At 62.6% G+C, this 26,163-nt stretch carries 19 protein-coding genes and 1 tRNA gene; 12 read left to right on the top strand and 8 right to left on the bottom strand.

The annotated features are described in order from the left end of the window. Positions 1-15: 15 nt before the first annotated feature. From IPM12_02035 to IPM12_02015, 5 genes are all read right to left on the bottom strand, one after another. Positions 16-3,744: a T9SS type A sorting domain-containing protein gene (locus tag IPM12_02035; protein ID MBK9146580.1), complete on the bottom strand. Its 3,729-nt coding sequence runs from the start codon at positions 3,742-3,744 to the stop codon at positions 16-18. Positions 3,745-3,832: 88 nt separating this feature from the next. Then, positions 3,833-4,570 carry a response regulator transcription factor gene (locus tag IPM12_02030; GenBank protein MBK9146579.1) on the bottom strand — a complete coding sequence of 246 codons (738 nt, stop codon included), beginning with the start codon at positions 4,568-4,570 and terminating at the stop codon, positions 3,833-3,835. 9 nt (positions 4,571-4,579) lie between these two features. After that, entirely contained in the window at positions 4,580-6,256 is a 1,677-nt protein-coding gene (locus tag IPM12_02025; GenBank protein ID MBK9146578.1) for a histidine kinase, read from the bottom strand. Positions 6,257-6,354: 98 nt separating this feature from the next. Next, a complete protein-coding gene (locus IPM12_02020) occupies positions 6,355-7,827 on the bottom strand; it encodes an SLC13/DASS family transporter (protein ID MBK9146577.1) in 1,473 nt (490 codons plus the stop codon). Between the two features lie 87 nt (positions 7,828-7,914). Then, a complete protein-coding gene (locus IPM12_02015; protein ID MBK9146576.1) occupies positions 7,915-8,799 on the bottom strand; it encodes a fructosamine kinase family protein in 885 nt (294 codons plus the stop codon). Positions 8,800-8,871: 72 nt separating this feature from the next. Here IPM12_02015 and IPM12_02010 point away from each other — a divergent pair. Beyond that, a tRNA-Ala gene (locus tag IPM12_02010) sits at positions 8,872-8,945 on the top strand. 364 nt (positions 8,946-9,309) lie between these two features. On the opposite strand, the gene ppk1 is transcribed toward IPM12_02010, so the two are convergent. Further along, entirely contained in the window at positions 9,310-11,988 is a 2,679-nt protein-coding gene (gene ppk1 / locus IPM12_02005) for a polyphosphate kinase 1 (protein MBK9146575.1), read from the bottom strand. Positions 11,989-12,044: 56 nt separating this feature from the next. Between ppk1 and IPM12_02000 the strand changes: the two genes are divergently transcribed. Then, the gene (locus IPM12_02000) at positions 12,045-13,082 is read left to right on the top strand and encodes a hypothetical protein (protein ID MBK9146574.1); all 1,038 of its coding nucleotides are present in this window, start codon (positions 12,045-12,047) and stop codon (positions 13,080-13,082) included. 243 nt (positions 13,083-13,325) lie between these two features. On the opposite strand, the gene IPM12_01995 is transcribed toward IPM12_02000, so the two are convergent. Next, positions 13,326-14,768: an aldehyde dehydrogenase gene (locus IPM12_01995; protein ID MBK9146573.1), complete on the bottom strand. Its 1,443-nt coding sequence runs from the start codon at positions 14,766-14,768 to the stop codon at positions 13,326-13,328. A gap of 114 nt (positions 14,769-14,882) precedes the next feature. Between IPM12_01995 and IPM12_01990 the strand changes: the two genes are divergently transcribed. The 6 genes from IPM12_01990 to IPM12_01965 all read left to right on the top strand — a co-directional run bounded on the left by IPM12_01990 (position 14,883) and on the right by IPM12_01965 (position 22,204). Continuing rightward, complete coding sequence (locus tag IPM12_01990) at positions 14,883-17,213, top strand: TonB-dependent receptor (GenBank protein ID MBK9146572.1); 2,331 nt, start codon at positions 14,883-14,885, stop codon at positions 17,211-17,213. A 5-nt stretch (positions 17,214-17,218) separates the two neighbouring features. After that, complete coding sequence (locus tag IPM12_01985) at positions 17,219-17,593, top strand: transmembrane 220 family protein (protein MBK9146571.1); 375 nt, start codon at positions 17,219-17,221, stop codon at positions 17,591-17,593. A 253-nt stretch (positions 17,594-17,846) separates the two neighbouring features. Then, on the top strand, positions 17,847-19,301 hold the full coding sequence (locus IPM12_01980) for a HAMP domain-containing histidine kinase (GenBank protein MBK9146570.1): 1,455 nt from the start codon (positions 17,847-17,849) through the stop codon (positions 19,299-19,301). Beyond that, positions 19,298-20,002 (top strand): response regulator transcription factor, encoded by a 705-nt coding sequence (locus tag IPM12_01975; protein ID MBK9146569.1) that lies wholly within the window; start codon positions 19,298-19,300, stop codon positions 20,000-20,002. Before IPM12_01980 ends, IPM12_01975 begins: the two co-directional genes overlap by 4 nt. 106 nt (positions 20,003-20,108) lie before the next feature. After that, positions 20,109-20,780, top strand: a complete 672-nt coding sequence (locus IPM12_01970) for a hypothetical protein (GenBank protein ID MBK9146568.1) — start codon at positions 20,109-20,111, stop codon at positions 20,778-20,780. A gap of 125 nt (positions 20,781-20,905) precedes the next feature. Next, a complete protein-coding gene (locus IPM12_01965; GenBank protein MBK9146567.1) occupies positions 20,906-22,204 on the top strand; it encodes a T9SS type A sorting domain-containing protein in 1,299 nt (432 codons plus the stop codon). A 69-nt stretch (positions 22,205-22,273) separates the two neighbouring features. Here IPM12_01965 and IPM12_01960 read toward each other — a convergent pair whose 3' ends face one another. Continuing rightward, entirely contained in the window at positions 22,274-23,056 is a 783-nt protein-coding gene (locus IPM12_01960; GenBank protein ID MBK9146566.1) for an SDR family oxidoreductase, read from the bottom strand. An 80-nt stretch (positions 23,057-23,136) separates the two neighbouring features. On the opposite strand from IPM12_01960, the gene kbl reads away from it, so the two are divergent. The 4 genes from kbl to rpsI all read left to right on the top strand — a co-directional run bounded on the left by kbl (position 23,137) and on the right by rpsI (position 26,059). Then, positions 23,137-24,330, top strand: coding sequence for a glycine C-acetyltransferase (kbl, locus tag IPM12_01955; GenBank protein ID MBK9146565.1), 1,194 nt, complete (start codon positions 23,137-23,139; stop codon positions 24,328-24,330). Positions 24,331-24,431: 101 nt separating this feature from the next. Next, entirely contained in the window at positions 24,432-25,049 is a 618-nt protein-coding gene (locus IPM12_01950) for a hypothetical protein (protein ID MBK9146564.1), read from the top strand. Positions 25,050-25,242: 193 nt separating this feature from the next. Then, complete coding sequence (gene rplM, locus IPM12_01945) at positions 25,243-25,671, top strand: 50S ribosomal protein L13 (GenBank protein ID MBK9146563.1); 429 nt, start codon at positions 25,243-25,245, stop codon at positions 25,669-25,671. Between the two features lies 1 nt (position 25,672). Then, positions 25,673-26,059: a 30S ribosomal protein S9 gene (gene rpsI, locus IPM12_01940; protein ID MBK9146562.1), complete on the top strand. Its 387-nt coding sequence runs from the start codon at positions 25,673-25,675 to the stop codon at positions 26,057-26,059. Positions 26,060-26,163 lie beyond the last annotated feature (104 nt).

Here is a 26,163-nt window from a genome sequence, read left to right as displayed (position 1 = left end):
AAATGGTAACCGCGTTCACCGGTGAAGGATGACTCGAGCCGATCTCGGTTCTCGCCCTTCCACCCGCACCATCACCAAATACAGTCCTTCGCGCAGCGTGCCCGGCATATCAAGTAGTACGTTGCTCGTCACCGACGACACCACTTGCGCATGCACGCGTTTGGCCGTGGCATCGAAGAGTTCGATCACCGCTTCCTTGCCGAAGTGCGCATCGTTCATGCTGATGTTCAACCGATCGTTCGCGGGGTTGGGGAATACGCTGAGGCCATCACCGATCGCGGTGGTGTAATTCGCGGGGTCCACTTCTTCCACATCCACCGTTACGCATAGCGCGTCGATCACTTCGGCCACGGTGACATCGTCGAACAAGTAGTACGCATTGCCGGACAAGCACTCGACCTCATCCTGGGGTTTCAATACACCGATGGTGATGTGCTCGTACGGTTGATCGGCGATGATCTGGCCACAGATGGTCTGCCATTCGTTGGTGACATTGACCGGACCGCCCTGCCATTCCATGTGCATGGGTGGATTGAATGGCGCGTACAACGCGGAGACCGGCTCCATGCTCAGGTGGGCCCCGAAGCCATCGCAACCGCCTTGGTCGCCGCGGAGCCGCACATTGAAGGCGATGAGATAGGGCACGCCAGGCGCCAATGGGACGCTCAACCGGCCACCGATCGCCTCGTGATACGATGAAGAAAGGGCAGAGGCGAACGCTCCGGTCACGCCACCTCCGCCGCGCGGACGTACATCGGATGCGAAGCCAGGTTGGCTCGAATTCAACTGATATGGTAGGCGGCGCAGGTCGTTGTACGCATTGCCGGAGGAGTAGCTGTCCGCAGTGGCCACTGCCGTATGCCAATCCGGGGCAAGACTGTAGCCAACGGGGTCGGGATAGCCATCAGGATCGAACTGGGTCGCGTTCAAGTCCGATTCCATGCCGGGGTTCACCACCAGGTTCGGCCCGAGGCAATCCAGATCGGCGCACGGGCTTTCCATGGGATGCGGGGTATGGAAGATGCCGAGCTTGCCACGCAGGGCGCCGGTATTGCGGCTGTACACGCGGAAATGGTACACCTGCCCATCGACCAGCGAACTGGGCAGCACCATGTAGTTGTAGCCGCACGCGATCGGCACGAGACTTCCGACGGGACCTTGGAAAAGCTCCAGCACCGCATTGTTGTCCAGGAAGTGGCAGGTGATCGTGGCCGGCTCGCCATCGTGCGTGAATTTGAACCAGATGTCGTCATCCGCGCTGTCGCCGATCACCGCACAGCCGTTGCTGGGGAGGCTTTGCGTGGCGTTGTTCGTGTTGAACTCCGCCGCATACGCGTCATGGTCGGAAATCGTCACAGCACCGCTCGCTTCATCTGAAGTACCGACCCCGCTCACCCACGGGTGTATGGTGCGGATGTAGTGCGGGCCGACCGTGCTGGAGAATACGCGCACCATCACCGTATCGCCTGTGGCAAGGCCCGTGACATTGACGCCATTGGTGCTCGTGCCACAGGCGAGTTCGTTCGCGAGCAAGGTGTCCGGTATGGTGGAGAAGCCGTGGAAGGTCTCGATGCGCATGGTCGCGGCGCCCTCCTCATAATTCATGCTCCCCACATCCACGCCCACCGTGTGCTGCGCTCCTGTTGCCACGAAGTAGAACCACACATCGCTCGCGGGTGTGCCCGTGCATGCGGCTTGTGCGAAGGACATCGAAGCGCCGTAGTTCACAAAGGGCCGCATCTGGTGCGTGAACGCATCACCGTTCGGGAGGAGCTCGATGGCACCGGCCATGTCATCGTTGGCTGGTGGCGCATAGAACTGGTGGCTAAACTCCGCGTTGTCCCCGCCACCGTAGGGATAGGTGCGAACGAAATAGGTGTTGCCCGGCACAAGGCCCGTGAAATTGGTCGCGGTCTCCTCCTCGCAGAGCAAGCTGGCGAGCGAGGCGCAGGTACCGGAGAAGAGCTCGATATGCACATCGAAGGTGACGTTGCGCGGTTGCACTACCAACGCTGCCGTGGAAGCCGTGGCCGTGAAGCTGTACCACAGGTCCTTTGATGCGGCAGCGCTGCCGCACATGGGAAGCGAAGAGGTGGCGAAGGCGAATCCGGTCCGTTGCGCGTGGTCGTAGTCGAGCACATTGGTGGGCACCAACGTGACCGCTCCTGCGCATTCGTCGTTCAAGGCCGCTTTCGCCAAGGCCACCTTCAACGGCCTTGGTGCAATGCCGCTCGTCCATAGGCGGAAGGTGTATATGGTGCCGACCACCAGGCTGTCCAGCGCAGTGCCTGTAGTGAAGCCAACGGAGCCGCATTCGATCGGGACCAGCGCACCACAGACGCCGGTGTTCAGTTCATACCGGAGCGCTGTGCCATCTGCGAAGGCACGCAGCAAGATGGTGGGCGCGGTGGCCGTGAAGCTGAACCACACATCGTCATCCGTTCCGGTTAGGCATGCCGTGGCGCTCTGCGTGGCGCCGTAGGTCACCGCATTCGTGTAGAGCAGCGGGTCATCCTGCTCCTGCACAGGCAAGCCGATCGCGTCCGTACAATCGTCGTTGGTGGTGAACCCGCGCGTTCGAATGCCGCCAACAGAGGCCCCGCCCACCTTCAGGTTGTATGTGTTGCCCGGGACAAGCGCGTTCAGGATAAGCGGGGTGGTGGTCCCTGCATTCACGATCCCATCCACACAGTTCGCATCGAAGAGCGCCATGCTGAAGGATCCCACCTTCTCGATCACCAGATCGGAGGACGGAGCGGTGAACCGGAACCAAACGTCCTGTAGTGTGGAGTAGTTGTTGACGACCGAGCCGGTCGCCGTTTCCACATTGAACCCATGCACCTGGCCGGGCTCTGCGGTCTCATTCACAGCTATGGTAATTGGGTTCGCGCACTCATCGTTCGCCGGTGGGCTTCCGATCGCTGCGCGGAACCACACATAGTTCTGCGCGACCGTGCTCTCGGAGTACACGCGCAGATGGATCACCTGGCCGGGTGCAAGGCCCGTGATCTCGCGGCGAATGTTCCAATCGTCCTCGCACCACAAGCTCGTGAGGCTTCCGCAGGTGCCGGTGAAGGCCTGCACCACCACATCGGACTCCGGCGAGATCACGACCATGTGCTTCGGAGCAGTAGCGGTGAAACGCAGCCACACGTCATCATCGCTCGCGGCGGCCACCCCGCAGCCCGCTTGCGACTGGGTGGCGCCAAGGGTCGAGAACTGCTGCCCCAGGGAGAGCGGGGTGATGTTCGGCGACGGAATGAGCTCCATGGCACCGACGCACTCGTTGTTCGTGATGGGATGCACCACGCCCCAGCGCAGCGTAAGAGCCCCAGCCACGGGCTGGTAGCTTCGGAAGTGGTAGGTGGTTCCCACCACCAGACCGTTCAGTGGCAGCGCACTGGTGACGCTCGCGCCTGTGGTGCAACCGATGCTGGTCAGCGACCCACACGCCCCGCTGAATGCCTCGATATGCACGGGGTACGAAGCATGAAGGTCGTTCACCACGATCAATGTGCTCGCCGTGGCCACGAAGGAGAACCACACATCGTTGTAGCCCGTACCGCTGCAAGCGGCAGGCGAAATGGCGTTGGCCTCGCCGGCATTGTTGCTCAATACCCACTCATCCGGCACCGCGCCGCTGCTCACCGCAATGGGATGGGCGTTGGCGCAATCGGGGTTGGTGGCGTTCTGGGCGAAGGCGAACGTTGGAACCAGAGCAAAAGCGAGGAGGGCGGTACGCATGGTCGTGGGAATTGCACGACCAAGGGAGTGCGTCGCCGGACGAATTGAAAGGAAGACCGAGGCTACGGGGAGGGATCGAGGGAACGGTTCACCCTCTCAACTCCCTCGTCACCTCCTCCAACCTCCTCCTGCTGATCTCCACACGCACGCCATTGCGCAGGCGCACACGCCCTTCGCCGTCGATGCCGTCCACGTGGCGGCGGTTCACCAACGCGCTCTTGTGTACGCGGATGAAGCCGAGCGGTGAGAGCATCTCGTCGTAGTCCTTCAGCGTGCGTGCGGAAACGAAGCGGCGCTCATCGGCGAGGTGCAGTGCGGTGTAGTTGTCGTCAGCCTGGCACCAGGCGATGTCGGCGGGGGCGACGGCGTGCGTGCGATCGCCGTGCGTGAGGGTAAGCTTGAGGGCTTGCTCATTGCGCGGTTCGATGTTGCTCAGGAATTGTTGCTGCACTTCAGGCGAGGTCGTTCCCTTCCGCTCCAGATGACGGTCGATGGCGGCGCGCAACTCACCCGCTTGCACGGGCTTGAGCAGGTAGTCGAGTGCACTGAAGCGGATGGCCTGGATGGCGTAGTGGCTGTGCGCGGTGGTGAAGATCACGTCGAAGTCCCAGCGCCCCAGCCGGTGCAGCAGCTCGAAACCATCGCCGCCGGGCATCTCCACATCGAGGAAGACGAGCTGTGGTTTGGTGTCGGCGATCAAGCGCGTCGCATCGTCGATGTTCTTCGCTTCGCCGAGCACCTGGACTTCCGGCGCCACATCGCGCAGGCGTCCACGAAGGAATTCGCGGGCGCTCGTTTCGTCGTCCACCTGCACGGCCGTGATCATGGCGGGAAGTTAGGCCAGCACCACTTCGACCCGCGTTCCTGCCGGTGCACCGTGGGTATGCAGGTCGGTGAAGGTCACGCTCCCGCGCTCCTGCAGGCGGAAGGTGAGAAGCTGCAACCGTTCATTGGTGAGCTGCAGGCCCATGCTCGGACTGCCATCCGTGAACTCGCGTTTCGGAGCAGCACTCCTTCCGATGCCGTTGTCCTCTACCGTGCAGATGATCCGGCCATCACGCTCGGCGAACCCGACGCTCACGTGCTTGTCACCTTCCTTCGTCGCCAGCCCGTGCCAGATGGCGTTCTCCACGAAGGGCTGCACCACCAGGGCGGGCACGGCGTCATCCTCTTCAAGCAGGGCGGGATCCGCGTCCACCTCATACACGAGGCCGTCCGCGAAGCGCAGCGCCTCGAGCTTCAGGTACTGCCGCAGGAAGTCCATCTCCTGGCTCAGGGGCACGCGGTCCTTCACACTGTGGTCGAGCACCATGCGCAGCAGCCGGGCGAAGCCGTCGAGGTAGCTCCCCGCCCCGACCGCATCGCCCTTGCGCACCAGGTTGCCGATGGCATGCAGGCAGTTGTAGATGAAGTGGGGGTTCATCTGTGTGCGCAGCACCTTCAGTTGCAGGAGGCGATTGATCTCCTCGATGCGTTCCTTCTGGTCCTTCAGTTCCGTGTTCAGGCCCTCGAGCACGGTCGCGTGCCTCCGCTTCTGCCGCAGGTTGCGCCACACGAGCAGCACGCCGATCAACAACAGGACGGCCATGGCGATGCTTCCATAGAGCTGCACATTGCGTACGCGCAGACGCTCCTCCTGCTCGCGCGCTTCGGCACCCAGCCGCGCGATCTCTTCTTCCTTCAATCGCGTTCCGAACTTCGTCTCAAGCTCCAGCAACTGCTCGTTCATGGCGCGCGTGAAGAGCGTGTCCTGCAGATCGCGCGCATGCTTCACCATCGTGTATGCACCGGGTATGTCGCCCATGGCTTCGAGGCACTCGGCGCGCAGTTCTGCCATGTCGATGGCCAGGTTGAGGGCGTTCCCGCTGACGGCGTTGAGCGAATCGCCCGTGGCGAATGCCGCGAGCGCATCGGTGTAGCGTTCGGCGTACATCAGTGATCGGCCGAGGTTGCTGTACGTCCAAGCCTGATTGTGCAGGTCGGTGCTATCCAGTTCGGCGAGAACGCGTTCATGCAGTTTTGCTGCTTCAGCGTGTTCTCCTCTTGCGCTCAACGTGCTTGCGAGGTTGCCAAGCAGGGCTTGCTTCACCACATGCTTGCGGTTGCCGAGCAACTTCAGGCCTTCGCGATAACAGTATTCCTCCGAATCAGCACGCTCGATGCGGCTGAACATGCTGCCCATGCTGTTAATGGCGAGCACATGTTGGATGGTATCACGGCCGAAGGTGCGGGCCAAGGCGAGGTGTTCCCTGCGGAAACGATCGGCTTCTTCGTAGTGCCTTCCTTCCACGTTGAGTTTGGTGAGCTGGTAAAGCGAGGCGAGGATCCGGGTAGTGTCCTTCAATTCCCGCGCGACGAGCCACGCGTTCTGCGCATGTTCCAGCGCGCCCCTGGGATCATCGCTCTGGTCAAGGGCGTATGCGAGGTGCCATTCGGCCTCGTAGAGGTCGATGGCTGGTGGTCGCGGGAGCGCATCCAGCACCTGCTCAGCTGCCTCGCGCAGTGAGTCCATCATGTTTGCCGAACGCAAGGCTTCGAGTCGGTCCCTTATGGGCTGTGCCCGAACCATCGCTCCAAGCAGGGCAAAAAGCACCGCGACAGAAAAGCGGATCACCATCCGAAGATCAGCATCAAAAGGATTACCCCGATCAGGTCCATCCACACCCCGGCCTTCACCATCTGCCGCATGGGAATGCGCCCCGTGCCGAAGACGATGGTCTGCATGGGCGATGCCACCGGAAGCATGAAGCCCAAGCTCGCGGCCAGCGCCGATGGCCAGAGGATGCTTTGCGGATCCATGCCCCATCGGTCCGCCATGGCGGCTAGGATAGGCAGCGTGAGGCTCGCGGTAGCGGTATTGCTGCCCAATTCGCTGAGCAGGCAAACGATCAGCGCGGTACTGCCGATCAACAGAATCATCGGCAAAGAACCGAGGCCCGCCATCGCTTCGCCGATGATGCCGCTGAGTCCGCTCTTATCAACGCCAGCCGCCAGCGCGAAACCACCGCCGATGAGCAGAAGCACGCCCCAAGGCACACGCTGCTCGGCAAAGCTCCAGCTCATGAGCGACCGTCCTTCTTCGTGCGTGGCGTAGGCATCATGCGGTTGCCGCATGCGCTTGCTCGCAGGGAGAAGGAAGAGCAGCACCGCGCCCATCACCGCCACGGCCGCATCGCTCACCTCCTTCAAGGCTTCGGCACTATCGCGCCAGCCTGTGAAGAGCTCCGTTTCGCCCTGTTTGATCGAATCGCCGGTCATCCACAGCAGCGCCACCAGCGCGAACACGCCTCCAGCCAGCCATTCATCGCGCGAGGCTCGGCCCAGCGCTTTCAGCCGCAGTTGCACAGCATCAGCGCCGCCGAGCGAATCGCCCTTCAGCTTGAATGCGATGCGCGTGAGCAGCAGCCAGGCGATCGCGAGGAAGACCGCAGCCAGCGGCAGCCCGGTGGCCATCCATTGCCCGAAGCCGATCGCATCCTGACCGGGATAGAGCTGCTTCCACAGCGCGATGAAGACGAGGTTGGGCGGCGTGCCCACCGGTGTGGCCATGCCGCCAACCGTTGCTCCGTACGCAACACCCAATAACAAAGGCACGACCAATCGCTTGCGCGCGTCAGCGGGCGCGTCCTCATCGTCGATCAGGCTCAAAGCGATGGGCAGCATCACCAGCGTTGCGGCAGTGCTGTTGATCCACATGCTGAGCAGCGCGCAGGCCGCCATCACGCCCAGAACCAGCCTTTCCGAGCTGCTGCCCACGCGCGCCATGATGCCTAGCGCGATGCGCCTGTGCAGCCCGCAGCGCTCGATGCCCAGTGCGATGATGAAGCCGCCCAGGAAGAGGAAGATGATCTCCTTGCCGTAATGCGCGGCGGTGGCGGGCACATCATCGATGCCCAGTACCGGGAAGAGCAGCAGCGGCAGGATGGAAGTGACGGGGATGGGTACGGCTTCGGTGATCCACCACAAGGCCATCCACGCCACGAGGCCCGCCATGAGGGCAGGTTGATGCCCGTGGTGGTGCATGAGCGCGAAGACCAGCAACGCGGCTAGCGGGCCGGCAATGATGAAGAGCCATCGCTTCATGGCGGGGTGAAGGTCTTGCTTGCACGCTGAAAGTGCGGCATGATGCGCTTCGGTTTCCGCCAGGTCCGTGCGCCAGGGGCGCGTCCTTCAGCAGAAGCGCCGAACAATGGAATCGACTTGCTGCGCGTACCCGCCGCCGAACAGGTTCACATGCACCAGCAAGGGATATAGACTGCAGAGGTCAACGCGGTCCTGCCATCCGATCGCAAGCGCGAGGTGTGCCTGATAGGCATCGTAGAAGGCATCATCGAATCCGCCGAAGAGCCGGGTCATTGCCAGATCCATCTCGCGGTGGCCGTAATACACGGCGGGATCGATGAGTACGGGATCCCCGGCGCTGCCGCAGAGGAAATTGCCGCTCCATAGATCGCCATGCAGCAGGGCAGGGGGTTCATGCGGGAACAGGCCGCCGAGCTTTCCGAATAGGCGCTCGAACCGGAATGCAACGCCTTCTCCGAGGTGGCCCCGATCGCGAGCCTTGCGCAGCAAGGGCTCCAGCCGGTGCAGGATGAAGAAGCGGTCCCACGAATCCTCTTCCGCATTGATCTGCGGGAGGCTGCCGATGTAATTGTCGCGAGCCAAGCCAAAGCGCTGCTGGGTATGCCGGTGCAATTGCGCGAGCCCGTAGCCGAAGCCCTCCCAGAACGCCCGCCCCTTGAGCCCTGGTTCCAACCACTCCATGAGCAGGAAGGCGTGCCCTGCGCTTTCGCCATGAGCGATCACGCGCGGCACTGCCAAGGGCCCGGCCGCCATCAAACGCTGCAAGCCATCGGCCTCTGCCTCGAACAGGCTAGGGAAGCGATCAGCCGTGTTCACCTTCACGAAGAACCGGCCTTTGGAGGCGTCGAGCCGATAGCAGTCGTTGATGCTGCCACCACCAACTGGGAGAACGCCCGAAATGGTCGTCTTTGCGCCGGAGTGCCTGCCTATGGCCATGGCCAGCTCGTCAATCAGTTCGCTCGGCAGGGCCATCGTGCGAAGGTGATGCGATTCCGTGGGATTGCACTAAACTTGCGGCCCCGTGCACGTACGGGTTCTGGTTCTGGGGAATTAGCTCAGCTGGCTAGAGCGCTTGCATGGCATGCAAGAGGTCACCGGTTCGACTCCGGTATTCTCCACTAAAGGCGGCTGATTCAAGCCGCCTTTCTTTTTGATGGTCGACGTTAGCGAGAGCGGATTCGCGAAGATCACCGGTTGATCCCGCAGTTCGCATGATCGGCTTTCGCCGGGATGAAGGGCCCCATCCGGGCCGCTCGTCGTTTCCGGCGATCCGGGCTGTTGATATTTCCGGTTCGATCCGGTGTCGGGCAGTTCGGCGCGCGCACCCATCTTCGCCGCCTCGGGTGCAGGCAGGTCCTGCAGCCGCACGTGGAAGATCCTGAAAGGGCGGGAGGAGGCGGTTTTGGATTGATGTAACCTGCAAGGGCTTGCGTCAATGGTAGGTAGGGTAGTCCTTCTCCCCCCTTTCGCCACGGAACCCGATCAAGCTGGCTTCTTGGAGACTTTGCGCAGCAGTGTATAAGTGTCACGCTGCGCATGCACGCGTGGTTTCCGGTGCCCTGCGCGACGGTACGCGTTGCGGTGCTTGGAATCGATGACCCGGGCCTTGGCCGTATCGGACCACTGCAGTTCCAGCAGGCGCAGCATTTCATCCTTGAGCTCCGGGTCGAGCAGCGGGAAAGCGACCTCTACCCGTCGGTCGAGGTTGCGCCCCATCCAGTCAGCGCTTGCCAGGTACACGCGCGGGGCACCGCCGTTGGCGAACACATAAGCGCGCGTGTGCTCCAGGTATCGGTCAACGATGCTGATGGCCTCGATGCGATCGCTCAGGCCGGGCACGCCTGGTGCGAGGCAGCAGATGCCCCGTATGATCAGCCGCACGGGCACCCCGGCCCGGGAGGCATCGTAGAGCTTGCTGATCAAGGCGCGGTCCTCGAGGCTGTTGAGCTTCAAGGTGATGCCGGCGGGCCTGCCCAGCTCTGCGTTCGCGATCTCCCTGTCAATCAGCGCCTCCAGTCCGTCGCGCAGCGAGAAGGGCGCAACCAGGAGGTGGCGCAGCCGCGGAAGCCTCCGGCGGTCGGCCAAATAGGCGAATACCTGTGCGGCCTCGTCAGTGATCGCGGTGTTGCAGGTGATCAGCGCGCAATCGGCATAAATGCGGGCGGTGCGTTCATTGAAGTTCCCAGTGCCGAGGTATGCGTATCGCTTGGAGCGGCCTTTCACGACGCGGTCGATCACCAACAGCTTGCAATGCACCTTGATGCCTTCATATCCATAATGCACTGTGGCCCCGGCTTGCTCAAGGCGCTCGCCCCACTTCAGGTTGTGGCCTTCATCGAAGCGGGCCTGCACTTCCACGAAGGCCTCCACCTGCTTCCCACGGTGCAACGCTTCGAGCAGGGCCTCGCAAACGCTGCTCTCGGTGGCCACCCGGTACAAGGTGATGCGGATGCGTGTCACGGCGGGGTCCTTCGCGGCACGTTGCAGCCAGTCCGGCACTTGGTTGAAGTCGTGGTATGGGAAATGCAGCAGCACATCGCCCTTGTCAACGGCCGTGAATGCATTGCCCTTGCGCAATAAGGGATGCGGGAGCGGCGGCCATGGCGCATCGCGCAGTTCCGGCCGGCCTTTCACCGGCATGCTGAAGAGGTCGCTGAAATGATGGTAACGGCCGCCCTGCACGAGATCGTCCTTGCCCAGGTTCAGCAGCGAGCGCAAAGCGCGCAACGTCCGTTTGGGCATGCGGCCATCGTATAGCAGTCGCGAGGGCACGCCTGTGAGCCGTTTGCGCAGGCTCTTTCGCACCTTTTCCTTCACACTGCCAGCGAACTCCTCATCGAGGTACAATTCAGCGTCTCGCGATAGTTTGACCGCATGGCATTCGATCACACGGTGACCTTCGAAGAGCTGTGGCAGGCAGATTCGCACGGCATCGTCGATCAGCATGAGCTCAGCCCGCTTCGGCCGGGAGGGAAGGGCGATGAACCGGCCGAGCACATCGCTGGGGATGTTCACGAGCAGCAGCCGGTCCTTGCCGTGCGCGCGGACCTTGGTCGCCACGCGGCACACGAAGTAAAGCTTGCGGTCCTCGAGGAAGGGCGCATTGCCCTCGCGAACGGCCGCCGTGAATAGCTTGGGCAGCACCATCCGCGCGCAGTAGGCATCCACGAATGTCCGCTGCTGGGGGGTAAGGTGCCGCTCATCGCGCAGCAGGATCCCTTTGCGCTCCAGGGCTGGGAGCAAGGTGCCTCGCCAAAGCCTGCCGAAACGCTGCTGCTGGCCCAGCGCCATGGTGTTGATGCGTGCGATCCGTTTCTCCGGCGGCACCTCGAGGGCCTTTCGCGTGACCTTGCCCAAGCGGGCCAGGCCGTGCAGGGCCGCCACGCGCACGCGGTAGAACTCATCCAGGTTGCTGGAGTAGATCGCAAGGAACTTCATGCGCTCGAGCAAGGGGTTGCGCGCATCCTCGGCCTCCTGCATCACCCGATCGTTGAACGCGAGCCAGCTGAGGTCGCGGTCGATGAACCGCGCTGACGCCATTGGCCGCTCCTTGTCCTTGTCCGCGGCGAGGCGATCATGGAGCCGCGCCAGGTTGATCCGCTTCTGCGCGCCGTAGCGCTTGCGCGCTTGCGGGGTGTGGAAGGTGTGCGCGTTCAGGTAGGCGAGGTTCTCCTTGAGCCAGGCGTGTGCGCTGATGCGCTTGCCGAGGAGGTGCTCCCGCTCTTCGCGAAGGAGTTCGCCGCGCGCATCGAAATCGGCCTGACCGGCCTTGGCGGAGTCGGCATCGCGAATGAGCCGTTGGGCGAGCGATCGCGGCCGGTGGCCCAGGCGCGTGCTGCGGATCATGGACGCTACCGCTTGGATGCGGCGTTCGCTCTCCCCGTGCTTGCGCATGAAGGCCTCTGCCAGTTCCGCGCTGCTGGCTTCATGGTCCTCTGCGCCGAGGGCATAGCCCGTGTCGTGGAAGAGGGCCGCCACCTCGAGCAGTTCCAGTTGATCGGGGCCCAATCCGCTTGCCCGGCCCAGCGCCACGGCGGTGCGCGCCACGCTCAAGGTGTGCTCCAAGTCGTGGAAGCGCATTTCCTTGGGCATGCGCCTGGCGAACCATTGGCGCACATGGAGGCGTGCGCGCTCCGCTAGGTTCCGTTCAATCCGCGGCATGGTGAGGCCGGCGAAAGTACCCGCTCGCTGAACGCATTTAACTTGGCCACGCCCGTATGGATGCCGAAGCCGCGCACCGTTTGTACCGCATGCTCGGCGGCGATTCCTTCGCATTCGTTCATGCCGGCTCCTTCAACGAAGGGCACACAGCGGATCTGATCGCCTTGGGGGATCTGGCCGCGAAGGGTTCGGGCCGGCCTCGGACCTTGCGTCAGCGGCTGGCTTTCGTCCTTGTTGAGGCCTACCAGAATGTCACCAGGCACAGGGCCTTGGTGCGCCCGGGAGCTCGCGAGTGCTCATTCACGGTGCGCGCGAACGCCGACCGGGACTCCGTTTCAGCCATGAATCCGATCAGCAGGAGCGAGGCAGCCGCGCTCGACGAAGCGCTGGACCGGTTGCGAGGGGCCACCACCGATCAGCTGCGCGGCTTGTTCCTTGCCAGGCTCAGCACCGGCGGAGCAACTGCTCGCGGGGGGGCTGGATTGGGGCTCATCGAAATGGCCCGTCGGTCGGGCCGCGACCTGTGCCACCGGATCATCCCGATCGATCAGGACCGTAGCCTCTTCGCGATTCGCGCGGTCATGTCGCCCGATCAGGATGAGCGCCAGTCAGAAGCGCACTTGGATGCGGACCTTGAATTGCACAGGAATGCCCTTGACATGGGGCTGGTGATGGCCATTCGTTGCGGCGGCGAGGCCGGTTTGCAAGAGCCGGTCCTCCGGATGCTGGAACGCGAGTTGGATGATCCAGCGATCCGGCAGCATGCGGGTCAGGCCTATTTGGCGGCAAGTTCCTGGATGAATGCGCATGGGGTCGGCCGCGCTGCGCTCTTCTGCTTCGGCACGGCCGATGGGAGCTTCTGGATGCGCGCGGTCTGGTCGGCAGCGGAGCCGGTCATGAGCCGCATGGTGCACAAGGTGGAGAGCATCGCGGAGCTATCCCGGCTCGAATTGGATCGCCGGTACCGCAGGGCGGTGATCGGGAATGAAGAAGATGCCGAGGAGATCGGGCTGTTGGAATTGGCGCGCATCCAGCGCAAGGCGTTGATCGTGGAGCAGCAGGAAGGCCTGGCCTCCTTCGCCGTGGCCTTGTGATGCGCTCCCCGGTGCTGCGCGCAACCGGTGCTCGTTCGAGCGCCGCCGCTTGGCATTCGTTCACAACCGCCGCGCAAGGATCGGCATGCTGTTCGGGTTGGTCCTACAAACCCGCACGCATGCTCCCGCTGCTCCAACAAGCGCTCTTGGCCCTGGGCCGCTTCGCCATCTGGTTCGACCACCGGTTCGGATGGTTCTTCACCAATGGGATGAAGGAGCGCCGTTGGCCCGATGGCCCGTCGCTCAAATCCTGATGCAGATGTTCTTCGCCTCGGTGAAGAAGCGCAGCGCCTCTTCACCTCCTTCGCGGCCAACGCCGCTTTGCTTCATGCCGCCGAAAGGCGTGCGCAGGTCGCGCATCATCCAGCAGTTCACCCACACGATTCCCGATCGCAGCGCACGAGCCGTCCGGTGCGCGCGTTTCACATCGCTGGTCCATACAACGCTGGCCAGGCCATAGACCGAATCGTTCGCGAGCGACAGCGCATGGGCCTCATCATCGAATGGCTGCAGCGTCACCACCGGCCCGAAGATCTCCTCTTGATTGGTGCGGCATCCCGGTCCCAGGCCCTCGATCACTGTCGGAGCGATATACCAGCCATCCTTCAAACGGCCTTCCAGCCGCACGCGCTCTCCGCCGCAGAGCACCGTGCCCCCATCGGCCCGTGCCTGAGTGATGTGCCCCAGCACCTTCTCCATGTGCGCCTCCGATACCACTGCGCCGAGGTCGCTTCCCGGGTCGGCTGGATCCCCCACGCGCAGGGCCTTCACGCGCTCGACAAAGGCCTCTTTGAAGCGATCGTAGATGCTGCGCTCGATCAGGATCCGCGAGCCGCAAAGGCAGATCTGCCCTTGGTTGCGGAACGAGCTGAGCACGGTGGTGCGCATCATCTCATCGAATTCGCAATCAGCGAAGACCAACACGGGGTTCTTGCCGCCCAGCTCGAGGCTGAGCTTCTTGAACAAGGGCGCTGCCACGCGCGCGATCTCCGCACCGGTTCGCGTGCCGCCGGTGAATGAGATCGCTGTGATCGCCGGGTGCGCCGTGATGGCTGCACCCACCTTGTGACCCAAGCCATGCACGATGTTGAGAGTGCCCTGTGGGAAGCCCGCCTCAGCGCAGAGTTCGCTCATCATGAACGCCGTGAGCGGAGTCACTTCGCTAGGCTTGGCCACCACGGTATTGCCGGTTGCCAAGGCTGGCGCGATCTTCCATGTGAACAGGTAGAACGGCAGGTTCCAGGGGCTGATGCAGCCGACTATGCCTATGGGCTCCCGCTCAGTGTAATTCACCGCCACGTCGTCCATGATATGCGCATCGGTGCGGGTGTGGAGGATGGCCGTGGCGAAGAAGCGGATGTTGGAGACCGCGCGCGGGATGTCAACCTTGCGGGCTAGGTGAATGGGTTTGCCGTTATCGCGGCTCTCCGCCTCAGCGAAGCGGTCCACTTGCTGCTCGATCAGGTCGGCTAAGCGCAGCATCGCTTTGCTGCGTCCCTCTCGGCCCAATGCCTGCCATTCGGGAAGTGCGGCGCTGGCTGCTTCCACCGCTGCTTGCACATCGCGCTCATCGCTGTCGGCGATCTGAGCGAAGGCACGGCCGGTAGCTGGTTCATGGTTATCGAGCCATGTGCCACCGATGGCCGGGCGCAAGACGCCGCCGATGAAGTTGAGGATGCGCTCCATGCGTGGCCGAAGGTAGTCGGGCAAGCGTGCTTCCTCCGGTCATGCACACCGGTGCGTGGGCTTTCAGGCAACAACGAGGCGCCCTGCCTGTGGCGCATGGCCTAAGATCGCGCCGTGCGTCGGATCCTCTTCTTCTGCGCGGCCTTCTCCGCTTCATTCCCTGCCGTCGCGCAGGAGCCCTTCGGTGTTGTCCGCGGAACCGTGCGCAATGCGGCAAGCGGTGCGCCGTTGCACAATGCCGCAGTCGTGGTGGAGCGAACGGTTCCGCTGCTCGGTGCGGCCTCCGATAGCCTTGGACTGTACCTCATTGCCCAAGTTCCTGTTGGCCTTTGGTCCGTGAAGGCGAGCATGGTAGGCTACGAAACGGAGTGGGTGCACGAGGTTTGGGTGCGCAGTGGCAAGGAATCGGTGCTGGAGATCGCGCTCAGCGCGGCGCGCGTGGAATTGCCACCCATCGAGGTCGGTATTGTTGACCGCTGGCAGGTAGCCCATGCCGGGGTGCGCTTGTTCACGGTGGAGCAGGGCCTTCGCTACCCCGCCATGTTCCAGGATCCCGCGCGCTTGGCTGCTGCTACGCCGGGCGTGGCCGCGCCGAACGACCAGGCCAACCACCTGATGGTGCGCGGCAACGGACCGTTGGCGAACACCTGGCTCCTTGAAGGCGCTGAGATGGTCAGCCCGAATCATCTGGGAAATGCAGGCACCGCGAGCGATCTGCCAACCTTGAGCGGTGGCGGTGTGAGCATCCTGAGCGCACAGATGCTCGGGTCATCGAGCCTGCGCACCGGCAACATGCCAGTGAGCCACGGCAACGCCCTCGGAGGCATCATGGACCTGGGGTTGCGCAGGGGCAATGCCCAGGCGCGCGAGTGGACCGCGCAGGCCGGTCTGCTCGGGATCGACTTGAGCACCGAAGGTCCGATCACCAGGGGCGGCGAGGATTTCCACTTGGTGAACTACCGCTACAGCACCTTGGGTCTATTGAGCGCGATCGGAGTCGATATCGGGGATGAGGCGATCAGCTTCCAAGACCTTTCATTCCATGCCGGTTCGCGCATCGGTGAGCGGGGCGAATGGCGCGTATTCGGATTGGGTGGCATCAGCAGCAATGTGTTCAAAGCGAAGGCGGATACCGCGCAATGGGAGTTCGATAAGGACTCGCGCGACATCGAATACAACAGCAGCATGGGCGCTTTGGGTGCCACCATGACCCTGCCTCTGGGACAGCGTTCCTTGCTGCGTGCCGCAGCCTTGTGGAGCGGAGCTTATCAGGAGCGCACCGAGTCGGAGAGGGACACCGCCGCCTTGGCGCCCTGGCGCGATTTCGCGAGCCTCTATGAGCGGAAGCTGAGCCTGGTTGCTGCGTTGGAGGGGACATTGGGCAAGCGCTTGCATTACGCGGTAGGCGGCAGCGCGATGGATCGCATGCTGGTGAATGTGCTCTCCGATACGGCCCAGGGCTGGTTGCTCCGCCCGTACGCCCAATTGCGCGCCTCCTTGCCATGGAGCATCACGGCCACGGCCGGCCTTGCATACAGCCAGTTCACCTTCAATGGCAGCGGTTTGCTCGAACCGCGCATCGACTTGATCAAGACCGTCCGAGGCAAAGGAGCCGTGCTGCTCAGTGCAGGCGTGCGCGGACAATTGCCCCACCACGTTGTGATCAATCTCTTGGATCTTTCAGCGGCATCCACCACGCTGGGCATTCCGGATAATCGAACGCTCGGTTTCCAGCGCAGCGAGGACCTCACCTTTGGATACGAGCATCGGGCCACTTATTACACATCCGTGCGTGGTGAGATCTACGGCCAGCGCATCAGCGGCGTGCCGGTTCCCTGGTCCGGATTCAATGGGATATCAGGACTCGAGGAGCCGCTCACCAACGCTTGGGACGAGCCGCAATACCTGCCCATGGAGGCCAAGGCCGAAGCGCGCAACATGGGTATTGAGCTCTCCGTGAAGCAGGCCATGAACAAGGGCTTCTATTGGCTGATGAATGGCAGCGTGTTCCGCAGCACCACTGTTGTGCAAGGCATGGAGCGGAACGCGCGTTGGGACGCTGGCTGGACAGCCAATGCCGTGGCCGGCAAGGAGTGGGGCAGGTCGAAGGATGACCTTGTGCGCACCTGGGGGGTGGGAATGCGGGCAATGGGCGTGGGCGGGCTGCGCTACACGCCCTTCGAGGCGGAGAATAGGCCTGGCGCGTGGTCATTCTTCCCCGGCGAGCCCTATTCGGCCAAGCTGCGCGATGCCTATCGCTTCGACCTTCGCGTGTACCTGAAGCGCGACCGCAACGGACGAACCGGGCTCTGGGCGATGGACGTGCAGAACGTGGCCAACACGCGTAATGAAGCCTATGAGGCCTTTGACTTCCGAAAGGGCGAGACCATCACGCGGTACCAGCTCGGCCTCATCCCCAACCTCAGTTACCGCGTCGAATTCTGAACCCCATGAAGACTATCAACCTCACGCTCGCGATCCTCTTCTTCCTTTTCGCTGGGCTGCAATTCAATGATCCGGACCCGTTGCCCTGGATGATCAGCTACACCGCTGTGGCCACCTTGTGCTCGCTTGCAGCGTTCGGCGGCCATTTCAAATGGATCACCATCGCGGTCGCGGTACCGCTGATCATCTGGCTCCTTGCGCTGTTGCCCGGCGTGATTGGCTGGATCGGCAGCGGCATGCCCAGCCTCACCGGAGCCATGAAGGCCGAGACGCCATACATCGAAGAGACGCGCGAATTCGGCGGCCTGCTCATGGCCATCGGGGCACTGCTGCATCTGTGGCGCCTTGCCCTGCGCGAAGAGAAGCGCTCGGCCGATTAGCCTTCAGCCAGAAAATCGAAAGGCCCCCACTTGCGTGAGAGCCCTCCGACCCCTTGTTGCGCTGTTCAGAGAACCAAAACCAAACCTCCTGTACAGCTCGATCAATCTGATTCCGCTCTTGCTGAGCGTGCGAGGCGATGCCCGACGGCCCAAAAGTACCCGCGCCGCTAGCGGCCCTTGTGAATGCCGCGTCAACGAACGTTAAAGGCCGTTAAGCGGCCGCCGCATCTGGCACCGCGCTAGTTTCGCTCGCGTGGAGAAGCGCAGCATCAGCGTGATGCTCATCGCCATCGTGGTGGCGCTGGCAGGGCTGCTCGCGATACAATCGGTCTGGATGCGCGAGACGGTTCGGCTGCGCGAGGAGCAATTCGAACAGCAGATGCGCCTTGCGCTCCTTCGCGTCAGCGACCGGGTCGAAGGCATGGAGCGGATGCGCGAGCTCAAGGGAGACCGGAGGGGGCGGCGCATGCTCGCGCGGCTCGACTCGCTCCGCGCCTCCGCTCGCCGGGACCCCGCCCTGGCCACGCTTGTTGAAGGGGAGTTCGCCGACCTGGATGCGCCGGGGCTCACGCCTGCTCCGCTAGAGTCGGACCGGGAGCACTACGAGGCCATGATCGCGGATCTGGTGCGGGGTATCCTTGCCAGCGACCAGGCGCGCGACATCCGTAAGCGGATCGATCCCATTGCCCTCGACAGCCTGGTTCAGCAGGAACTCGCTGGCCTTGGGCTCGATGGCCATGCGAATTGGGCCGTGTTCACCGCCAAGGGCGATCCGGTGGATGGTCTGGCCATGCCGGATAGCGCCGTGGCAGGTCTGGGCGAATCGCCATTCCGCACCCGCCTGTTCCGGCACGACCTCACCGGAGCAGAGCACTATCTCCATGTGCATGCGTTGCTATCACGAAGCACCTTGCTGCGCGGCTCATGGCCCATGCTGCTGGTCTCGGGGCTCTTCGCCGCCATGATCATCACCGCCTTCGTCTTCACCATTCGCACGGTGCTTCGGCAGAAACGGCTCAACGACATCCGGAAGGACCTGGTGAACAACCTCACCCATGAGCTCAAGACGCCCATCAGCACCATCGGCCTTGCTTGCGAGGCGCTGGCAGATCCTTCGATCCCGCGCACCGAAGAGCAGCTCCAGTCCTATACAGCCATGATCCGCGATGAGAACAAGCGTCTGGGCGCATTAGTGGAGAACGTACTGCAGAGCGCCATTGAGGACGATGGGCGCATGGTGATGAAGCTCGTTGACCTGGACCTGCACGCCGTGATCTCCGAGGTGGCTCGCAGCAGCGCCATGCAGGTGAGCCGGCGGGATGGGCGGATCGAGACCGATCTAGCCGCGGAGCTGCATCGTGTGAAAGCCGACCGCATCCACATGACCAACCTGCTCTACAACCTCATCGACAATGCCGTGAAATACTGCGACAAGGAGCCGCGCGTTCGCATCGCCACCAGCAGCAACGATGAAGGCATCACTGTGAGCGTGTCCGATAACGGCATCGGCGTGCCGGCCAGCGAGCAGCGCAAGATCTTCGACAGGCTCTATCGCGTGCCTACCGGCAACCTTCACAATGCCAAAGGCTTCGGCCTCGGGCTGAGTTACGTGAAGAGCGTGGTCGAGCGCCACCGGGGCCGCATCCGCTTGGAGAGCGCCGTGGGCAAAGGCAGCACATTCCATATTTTCATCCCGTTCCAAACATGACCCCGCACGCGCGATTGCTCGTCGTAGAGGACGACCCCAACCTGGGCAGTTTGCTCAGCACCTACCTGCAGGCCCGCGGCTTCGAGGCCGACCTGAAAGCCGATGGGAAACAGGGCGCCGCCGCATTCGGCAAAGGCAAGTACGACCTGATTCTTCTGGATGTGATGATGCCCTTAAAGGACGGATTCACGCTGGCCAAGGAGATCCGTGCGAAGGATCCGGAGGTGCCCATCATCTTCCTCACCGCGAAAAGCATGAAGCAGGATGTCGTGCTGGGCTTCCAGAGCGGCGCCGATGATTACATCACCAAGCCTTTCGGCATGGAGGAGCTCCTGCTGCGCATCAGCGCGGTGCTGCGCCGCACCAAGGGCGCGGAGCCGGCGCCCGAGGAGCCGGCGGTTTATGCGTTCAGCCATTCGGAGCTCGATCACCGCAAACAGATCCTGCGCACCCCTGCGGGCGAACGACGCCTCACCACCAAGGAGAACGAATTATTACGCCTCTTGTGCTTGCACCGGAACCAAGTGCTCGAGCGTTCCGTGGCCCTCAACAAGGTCTGGGGGAACGACAGCTATTTCAACGGCCGCAGCATGGACGTGTACATCGCCAAGCTGCGCAAGTACCTCAAGGAAGACCCGGCCACGGAGATCATCAATATACACGGCCAGGGCTTCCGCATGGTGGCGCCCGATCCGCAATGATCCATGCTCACCCGGTGTTGATGAGGGAAACACCCTCGTTATGCGCACCCAGCAGCATTCGCGGAGGACCGCCGCAGTTGGCTTCGGCCGTCGGTTCAGTATCGGATTGAGCATCGCATTGGCCTTCGTGCTCGTCGCCTTCGAGTGGAAGGCAGAGGCCAGTCCATTGGCAGCAGCGAGCGAATTGGCTCCGGAGCCTCCCACATCGGAGCCAGCACCTGTGCCTTGGTTGAGGCAGAAGAAGGATGAGCAGAAGGCCGCGAAGCCCCGGACCCGCAAGCAACCAGCAGGTCCGATAATCCCTGGTGAGGAGCCCGTAGCGCCGGAAAGCAAGGAAGCACCTGAAACAGGTCCGGCTGCGGAACCCGGTCCAATAGGCGATGATTCAACATCGGAGCGCGTGCCTTATGGTGATGAGCCGATTGAAACGCCCCCGGCGCCATGGAACGGTGTAGAGCAGCGGCCCTACTTCCGTAAATGCCTCGACTCTCGGAGGAGCAGCGTGGACGAATGCACCGAGCGCACCATCGAACTTCACCTGAAGCGGCATTTCGTGGTACCTGAAACGATGCGCCGTGAGGAGCGCACCACCGTCTCTATCGTGATTGATGCGGAGGGCCGCATCGCGCAAGTGGTCTGCGTGCCCAAGCCGAGCCCTGCGGTTTCTGCGGAGATCGAGCGAGTGATCCGGGCATTGCCGGAGATGAACCCGGCCACGCAGAACGGCAAGCCAGTGCCCGTGGTCTTCCAGTTGCCTTTCCGCGTTTCCCGCCTGTGATCGGTGCGCTCACGCCGGGCTGTTGTTAACCGGTTGCGGCATCGTGCTCAGCATACTCCGGGGCGCGGCTATCTTAGGCCCGCCGCAGGCAACAGTTGCTCGCGGTAGAACCAACAACCCAACGCATGAAGCACTTGTACCTTTTCGCGGCAGCTGCCCTCTTGAGCGCCGGAAGCGCCATGGCGCAGAACACCAAGCATCCCGATGGGATCAACCCTGAACTCCGCGGCCTGAAGGTCGAAGGGCGCGCCCTCCCTTGGGTGACTGCCCAGCGTGGCGGCGGCCCCGCCAACGATGAATGCGCTGGTGCCATCGTCATGACGGTGAACGGCGATTGCGTGCCTGTGGACGGCAACCTCGACGGCGCTACTGAGACCTTGGCGCCCGCCACCTGCAGCGGCTTCACCGCATCCGCCGCCAACGATGTGTGGTTCACCTTCACGGCCACTTCCACCTCGACCTTCATCAGCGTCACCGGTGCTTCCACGGGCACCGATCCGGATACCACGGGTGTTGATCCCGTGCTCCAGCTCTTCACAGGCGATTGCGGCAACCTCACGGCTGTGGGCTGCGTGGACGCCACCTTCCCGGCCGGCACCACCGAGACCGCACAGGCCACTACGGTGATCGGCACCACCTATTACTACCGCATCTACTACTGGCCCTACGGCGGTCCTCCGACCGATTACGGATTCACCACTTGCGTGTATTCCCCTGCCGCACCTTCCAATGACAACTGCGATGGAGCAGCTGCGCTGACCGTGGGCACCTTCTGCGGCCCGGTGAATTTCTCCGGTGATGGCGCAACGGAGAGCTTGCCCGGCGCGGTCTGCACGGGCTTCACAGGCAATGCGAACGACGATATCTGGTTCTCCTTCGTCGCCACGCAAACCACCATGACCATCGGGGCAACGGGAGCTCCCGGCGCTGGGGCAGCTTCTACCGTGTACGATGCGGTGGTGGAGGCCTTTGATGGTTGCGGCGGCACCTCGCTGGGTTGCATCGATGCCACGTTGAGCGCGGAGACCGAGACCCTGGAGCTCACAGGCCTCACGGTGGGCACTACCTATTACTTCCGCGTGTATCACTTCTTCACCGCAGCAGCCAACCCATACGTGGTTGCCGTGTGCGTGGTAGAAGGCGGCGGCATCAACATCAGCGTGCCCGAACTCGCTGCTGGTCAGGATTGGATGGTATTCCCGAATCCCGCCATCAACAGCGTTAGCCTGAGCTACGCTGGAGAGACGGGCGTGGGCAGCATTGAACTGTTCGACGTGGCCGGTCGCCAGGCACTCGTGCAGCGCGGCACGCTCACCAAGAACAGCACGCAACAGCTGAACGTAGAGGCTCTCGCGCCCGGCGCGTACACCGTTCGTGTAACGGTGAACGGCCAGCGCACCGAGCAGCGCTTGGTGATCGAGTAATCGGGACCGGATCCAATGAACGAAGGGCGCTCCATCGCGGGGCGCCCTTCGTCCATTCAGCGCAAGGGGTCAGAGGCAAGCTGTGCGCCCGCCATCCACCGGCAGGTTGATGCCGTTGATGCATGCGCCTGATGGCCCCGCAAGGAAGGCAACCGCAAAGGCGATCTCTTCGGGCCGAGCGAAACGACGGAGCGGTATCTCGGCGCGCATTTCCTCGGAAGCGTGCTCCTCGCTGATGCCCTGCTTGGAGGCCTTGTTTCGGATGATGGCCGTGAGGCGGTCGGTCTCCGTGGCACCGGGCAGGACGTTGTTCACCGTGATGCCGAAGGGCCCGAGCTCATTGGCCAACGTCTTGGCCCAATTGGCCACCGCTGCGCGAATGGTGTTGCTCACGCCCAGGTTATGCAACGGCTGCTTCACGCTGGTGCTGATGATGTTGATGATGCGGCCGTGCCCGCGCTGCTTCATGCCGGGCACCAAGGCGCGAGCAACGGTCTGGTAGGCGATCAGGTGCTGGCGGAAGGCGGCCTCGAAGGCAGCGGCGTCCGCCTCGTGCGCAGGTCCAGGAGCGGGTCCGCCGCTGTTATTCACGACGATATCAATCGGTGATTCGGCCGCGCGCGATGCGATCAGCGAGGCGAGGGTGTCCGTATCGCTCACATCCACGGCGATGGCGCGATGCGGGGAGCGCGTTGCAGGAAGTTCGTGCAGCAGGGCATCCAATCGGGCCTTGTCGCGGGCTACGGCGGTGATGCTAGCGCCCAGCCCGGCCAACACCCGTGCCGTTGCCCTTCCGATTCCTTGTGAAGCGCCCATCACCAGGGCATGTTGCCCATCGAGTCGGATATCCATAGTGGCAAAGGTGCGGCCCTGGTGCCAATCCTGCTCCGCGCTCAGCGCCCGGTTACTTTCGCCGCCAACACGACACGAGCATGTACGGCAAGCTGCAAGAGCATCTCCAGAAGGAATTGGCGGCCATTGAGCAGGCGGGCCTCTTCAAGCGCGAGCGCATCATCACCAGCGAGCAAGGCGCTGAGATCACCGTGAACGGCCGGACGGTGCTGAACTTCTGCGCCAACAACTATCTCGGGCTTTCCTCGCATCCAGAGGTGATCGCGGCTGCGCACGCTACCCTCGACGCCCACGGCTACGGCATGAGCAGCGTGCGATTCATCTGCGGCACGCAGGACATCCACAAGGAACTGGAAGCCAAGCTGGCCACCTTCCACGGCACCGAGGATACCATCCTGTACGCGGCCTGCTTCGATGCGAATGGCGGCGTGTTCGAACCGCTGCTCGGCGAGGACGACGCCATCATCAGCGATGGGCTCAACCACGCCAGCATCATCGACGGCGTTCGGCTGTGCAAGGCGAAGCGCTACCGATACGCCAACAACGATTTGGCCGACCTGGAGCAGCAGCTCAAGCAGGCCCGGGCCGATGGCGCCCGCCACATCATCATCGTCACCGACGGCGTCTTCAGCATGGATGGCATCGTGGCCGACCTTAAGGGGGTTTGCGACCTCGCGGACCGATACGAAGCACTGGTGATGGTGGACGAGTGCCATGCCGCAGGCTTCATCGGCAAAACAGGCCGCGGCAGCGTGGAGCATTGCGGCGTGATGGGCCGCGTGGACATCATCACCGGTACGCTGGGCAAGGCCCTCGGCGGTGCCATGGGCGGCTACACCACCGGCCGAAAGGAGATCATCGAGATGCTGCGGCAGCGTTCACGGCCCTACCTCTTCAGCAATTCACTGGCGCCATCCATCGTGGGGGCATCCATCAAGGTGATCGACCTGCTCAGCGCGAGCACTGAGTTGCGCGATCGCTTGGAGAAGAACGTGGACCGTTTCCGCAGCGGCATTGAGAAGCTCGGCTTCAAGACACGCGGCTCGGGTGCGGCCATCGTACCCGTGATGCTCGGCGATGCCAGGCTCAGCCAAGTGATGGCCGACAAGCTGCTCGAAGAGGGAATCTACGTGATCGGCTTCTACTTCCCGGTTGTGCCCAAGGATACCGCACGGATCCGCGTGCAGTTGAGCGCGGCGCACACCGATGCGCACATCGACCGGGCGCTTGCGGCATTCGCGAAGGTGGGCAAGGAGCTGGGCGTGATTGCCTAACGGATCATTGTTGATTCGATGAAGAGCGCAAGGCGGGACCTGATCCCGCTGCGTTCGAACTTTGGCGCGATCTTCGTCAACGAAATGCAAAATCCTTGAACATGCGCTTTTCAAGCTTTTCGATCGGCGCCTCAGTCGCGCTCCTGCTCTCCGGTGCTGTTGCATCCGCACAATCGTTCGATGTGGGCAGCAATGGAATCAATCTGGGCCTTGGCCTCGGTGGCGGCCGGTACTCCTACATCACGGGCGTCGGCAACTACCGGGTCTCACCGGCCTTTGTGCTTTCATACGATCGCGGAATCACCCAGCTCGGCCCCGGCGTGCTCGCCATTGGAGGCATGATCGCCAATCAAACGGTGAAGTATGAGTACAACTATTCTTCGATTGGGTACACCTACAACTACGACCGGCGCTGGTCGAATACTTTGATTGGCGCTCGAGGCACATGGCACTGGAATGACTGGCATGGCAACGACAAGCTCGATCTGTACGCAGGGGTATTCGCCGGTTATAACATCGGGACCTACCGTAACAAGTCGACCAGGACCGTGAATGGTGTAACAACTACCTGGGATGACGGGTATTCAGCCACCTCGAGTTACCTCAGAAGCGGTGTCTTCGCCGGCTGCCGCTACCTATTCACGCCGAAATTCGGCGTGTACGGGGAATTGGGCTACGGAATCGCCTACCTGAACGCCGGGGTCACCTTGGTGCTCTGATAGGGGCCTTGGCCCATTGAACACAACGGCCGCCCTATTCTGGGTGGCTGTTGCATTTCGTACCCGGCTGGTTCAGCCCCGGGGGTATTGATTGTGCTTGCATTTGCGCCAAGCCGCTATATTCGCAGCCCGTTTTCAGGGAAGTACCCTTTCAATCCGCAATCCCGTGGCATCCACGACCCACACCACCAGCATGGCCAACGAGGCCACCGTGCAGCAAGAATGGCTGCTGGTAGATGCTGAGAACGAAGTACTTGGACGCTTGGCCAGCAAGGTGGCCATGCTCGTCCGGGGCAAGCACAAGACCACCTTCACCCCGCATGTGAACTGCGGCGATCAGGTGATCGTGATCAACGCCGACAAGGTGCGCCTCACGGGCACCAAGATGGCTGACAAGGAATACCAGCGCTACAGCCTCTATCCCGGTGGACAGACCATCGAGACGGCCAAGAACCTGAAGGCCCGCAAGCCTGAGGCCTTGGTGGAGAACGCTGTGCGCGGCATGCTCCCCAAGAACCGCTTGGGCCGCCGCCTCTTCAACAACCTGCATGTGGTGGCAGGCGCCGCTCACAAGCACGATGCCCAGAAGCCCCGCACCTTCGACCTGAACACGATCAAGTAAGATGGCAACCATCAACAGCCTCGGTCGCCGCAAGACCAGCATCGCCCGCGTGATCCTCGCCGAAGGCAAGGGCACCATCACGGTGAATGGCCGCGACAGCAAGCAGTATTTCCCCATCCTGCTGCAGCAATACAAAGTGCAGCAGCCCTTCGCCCTCACCGAAACGGTTGGCAAGTATGATGTGACCGCCACCATCGACGGCGGCGGCATCACCGGCCAGGTGGAGGCCCTGCGCCTGGGCATTGCCCGCGCGCTGGTGAAGATCGACGCCGAGCACAAGCCCAAGCTCAAGGCGCTCGATCTCATGACGCGTGACCCACGCGAGGTGGAGCGCAAGAAATTCGGACGCAAGAAAGCGCGCAAGCGCTTCCAGTTCAGCAAGCGTTAAGGTCCCTGCGCTTGTTGGTCCCGGTCACGGGATTCAGCATCCAATTCGGGAGGACTCGGGTAAGACCGGCTACCATCCGAATGCCTGCACAACGGGAAAAAGGA

The sequence above is a fragment of the Flavobacteriales bacterium genome, from assembly GCA_016716605.1.
Taxonomy (GTDB): domain Bacteria; phylum Bacteroidota; class Bacteroidia; order Flavobacteriales_F; family PHOS-HE28; genus PHOS-HE28.
The sequence above is the reverse complement of the archived record's forward strand: the minus strand, read 5'-3'. Positions and strand labels throughout refer to the sequence as shown.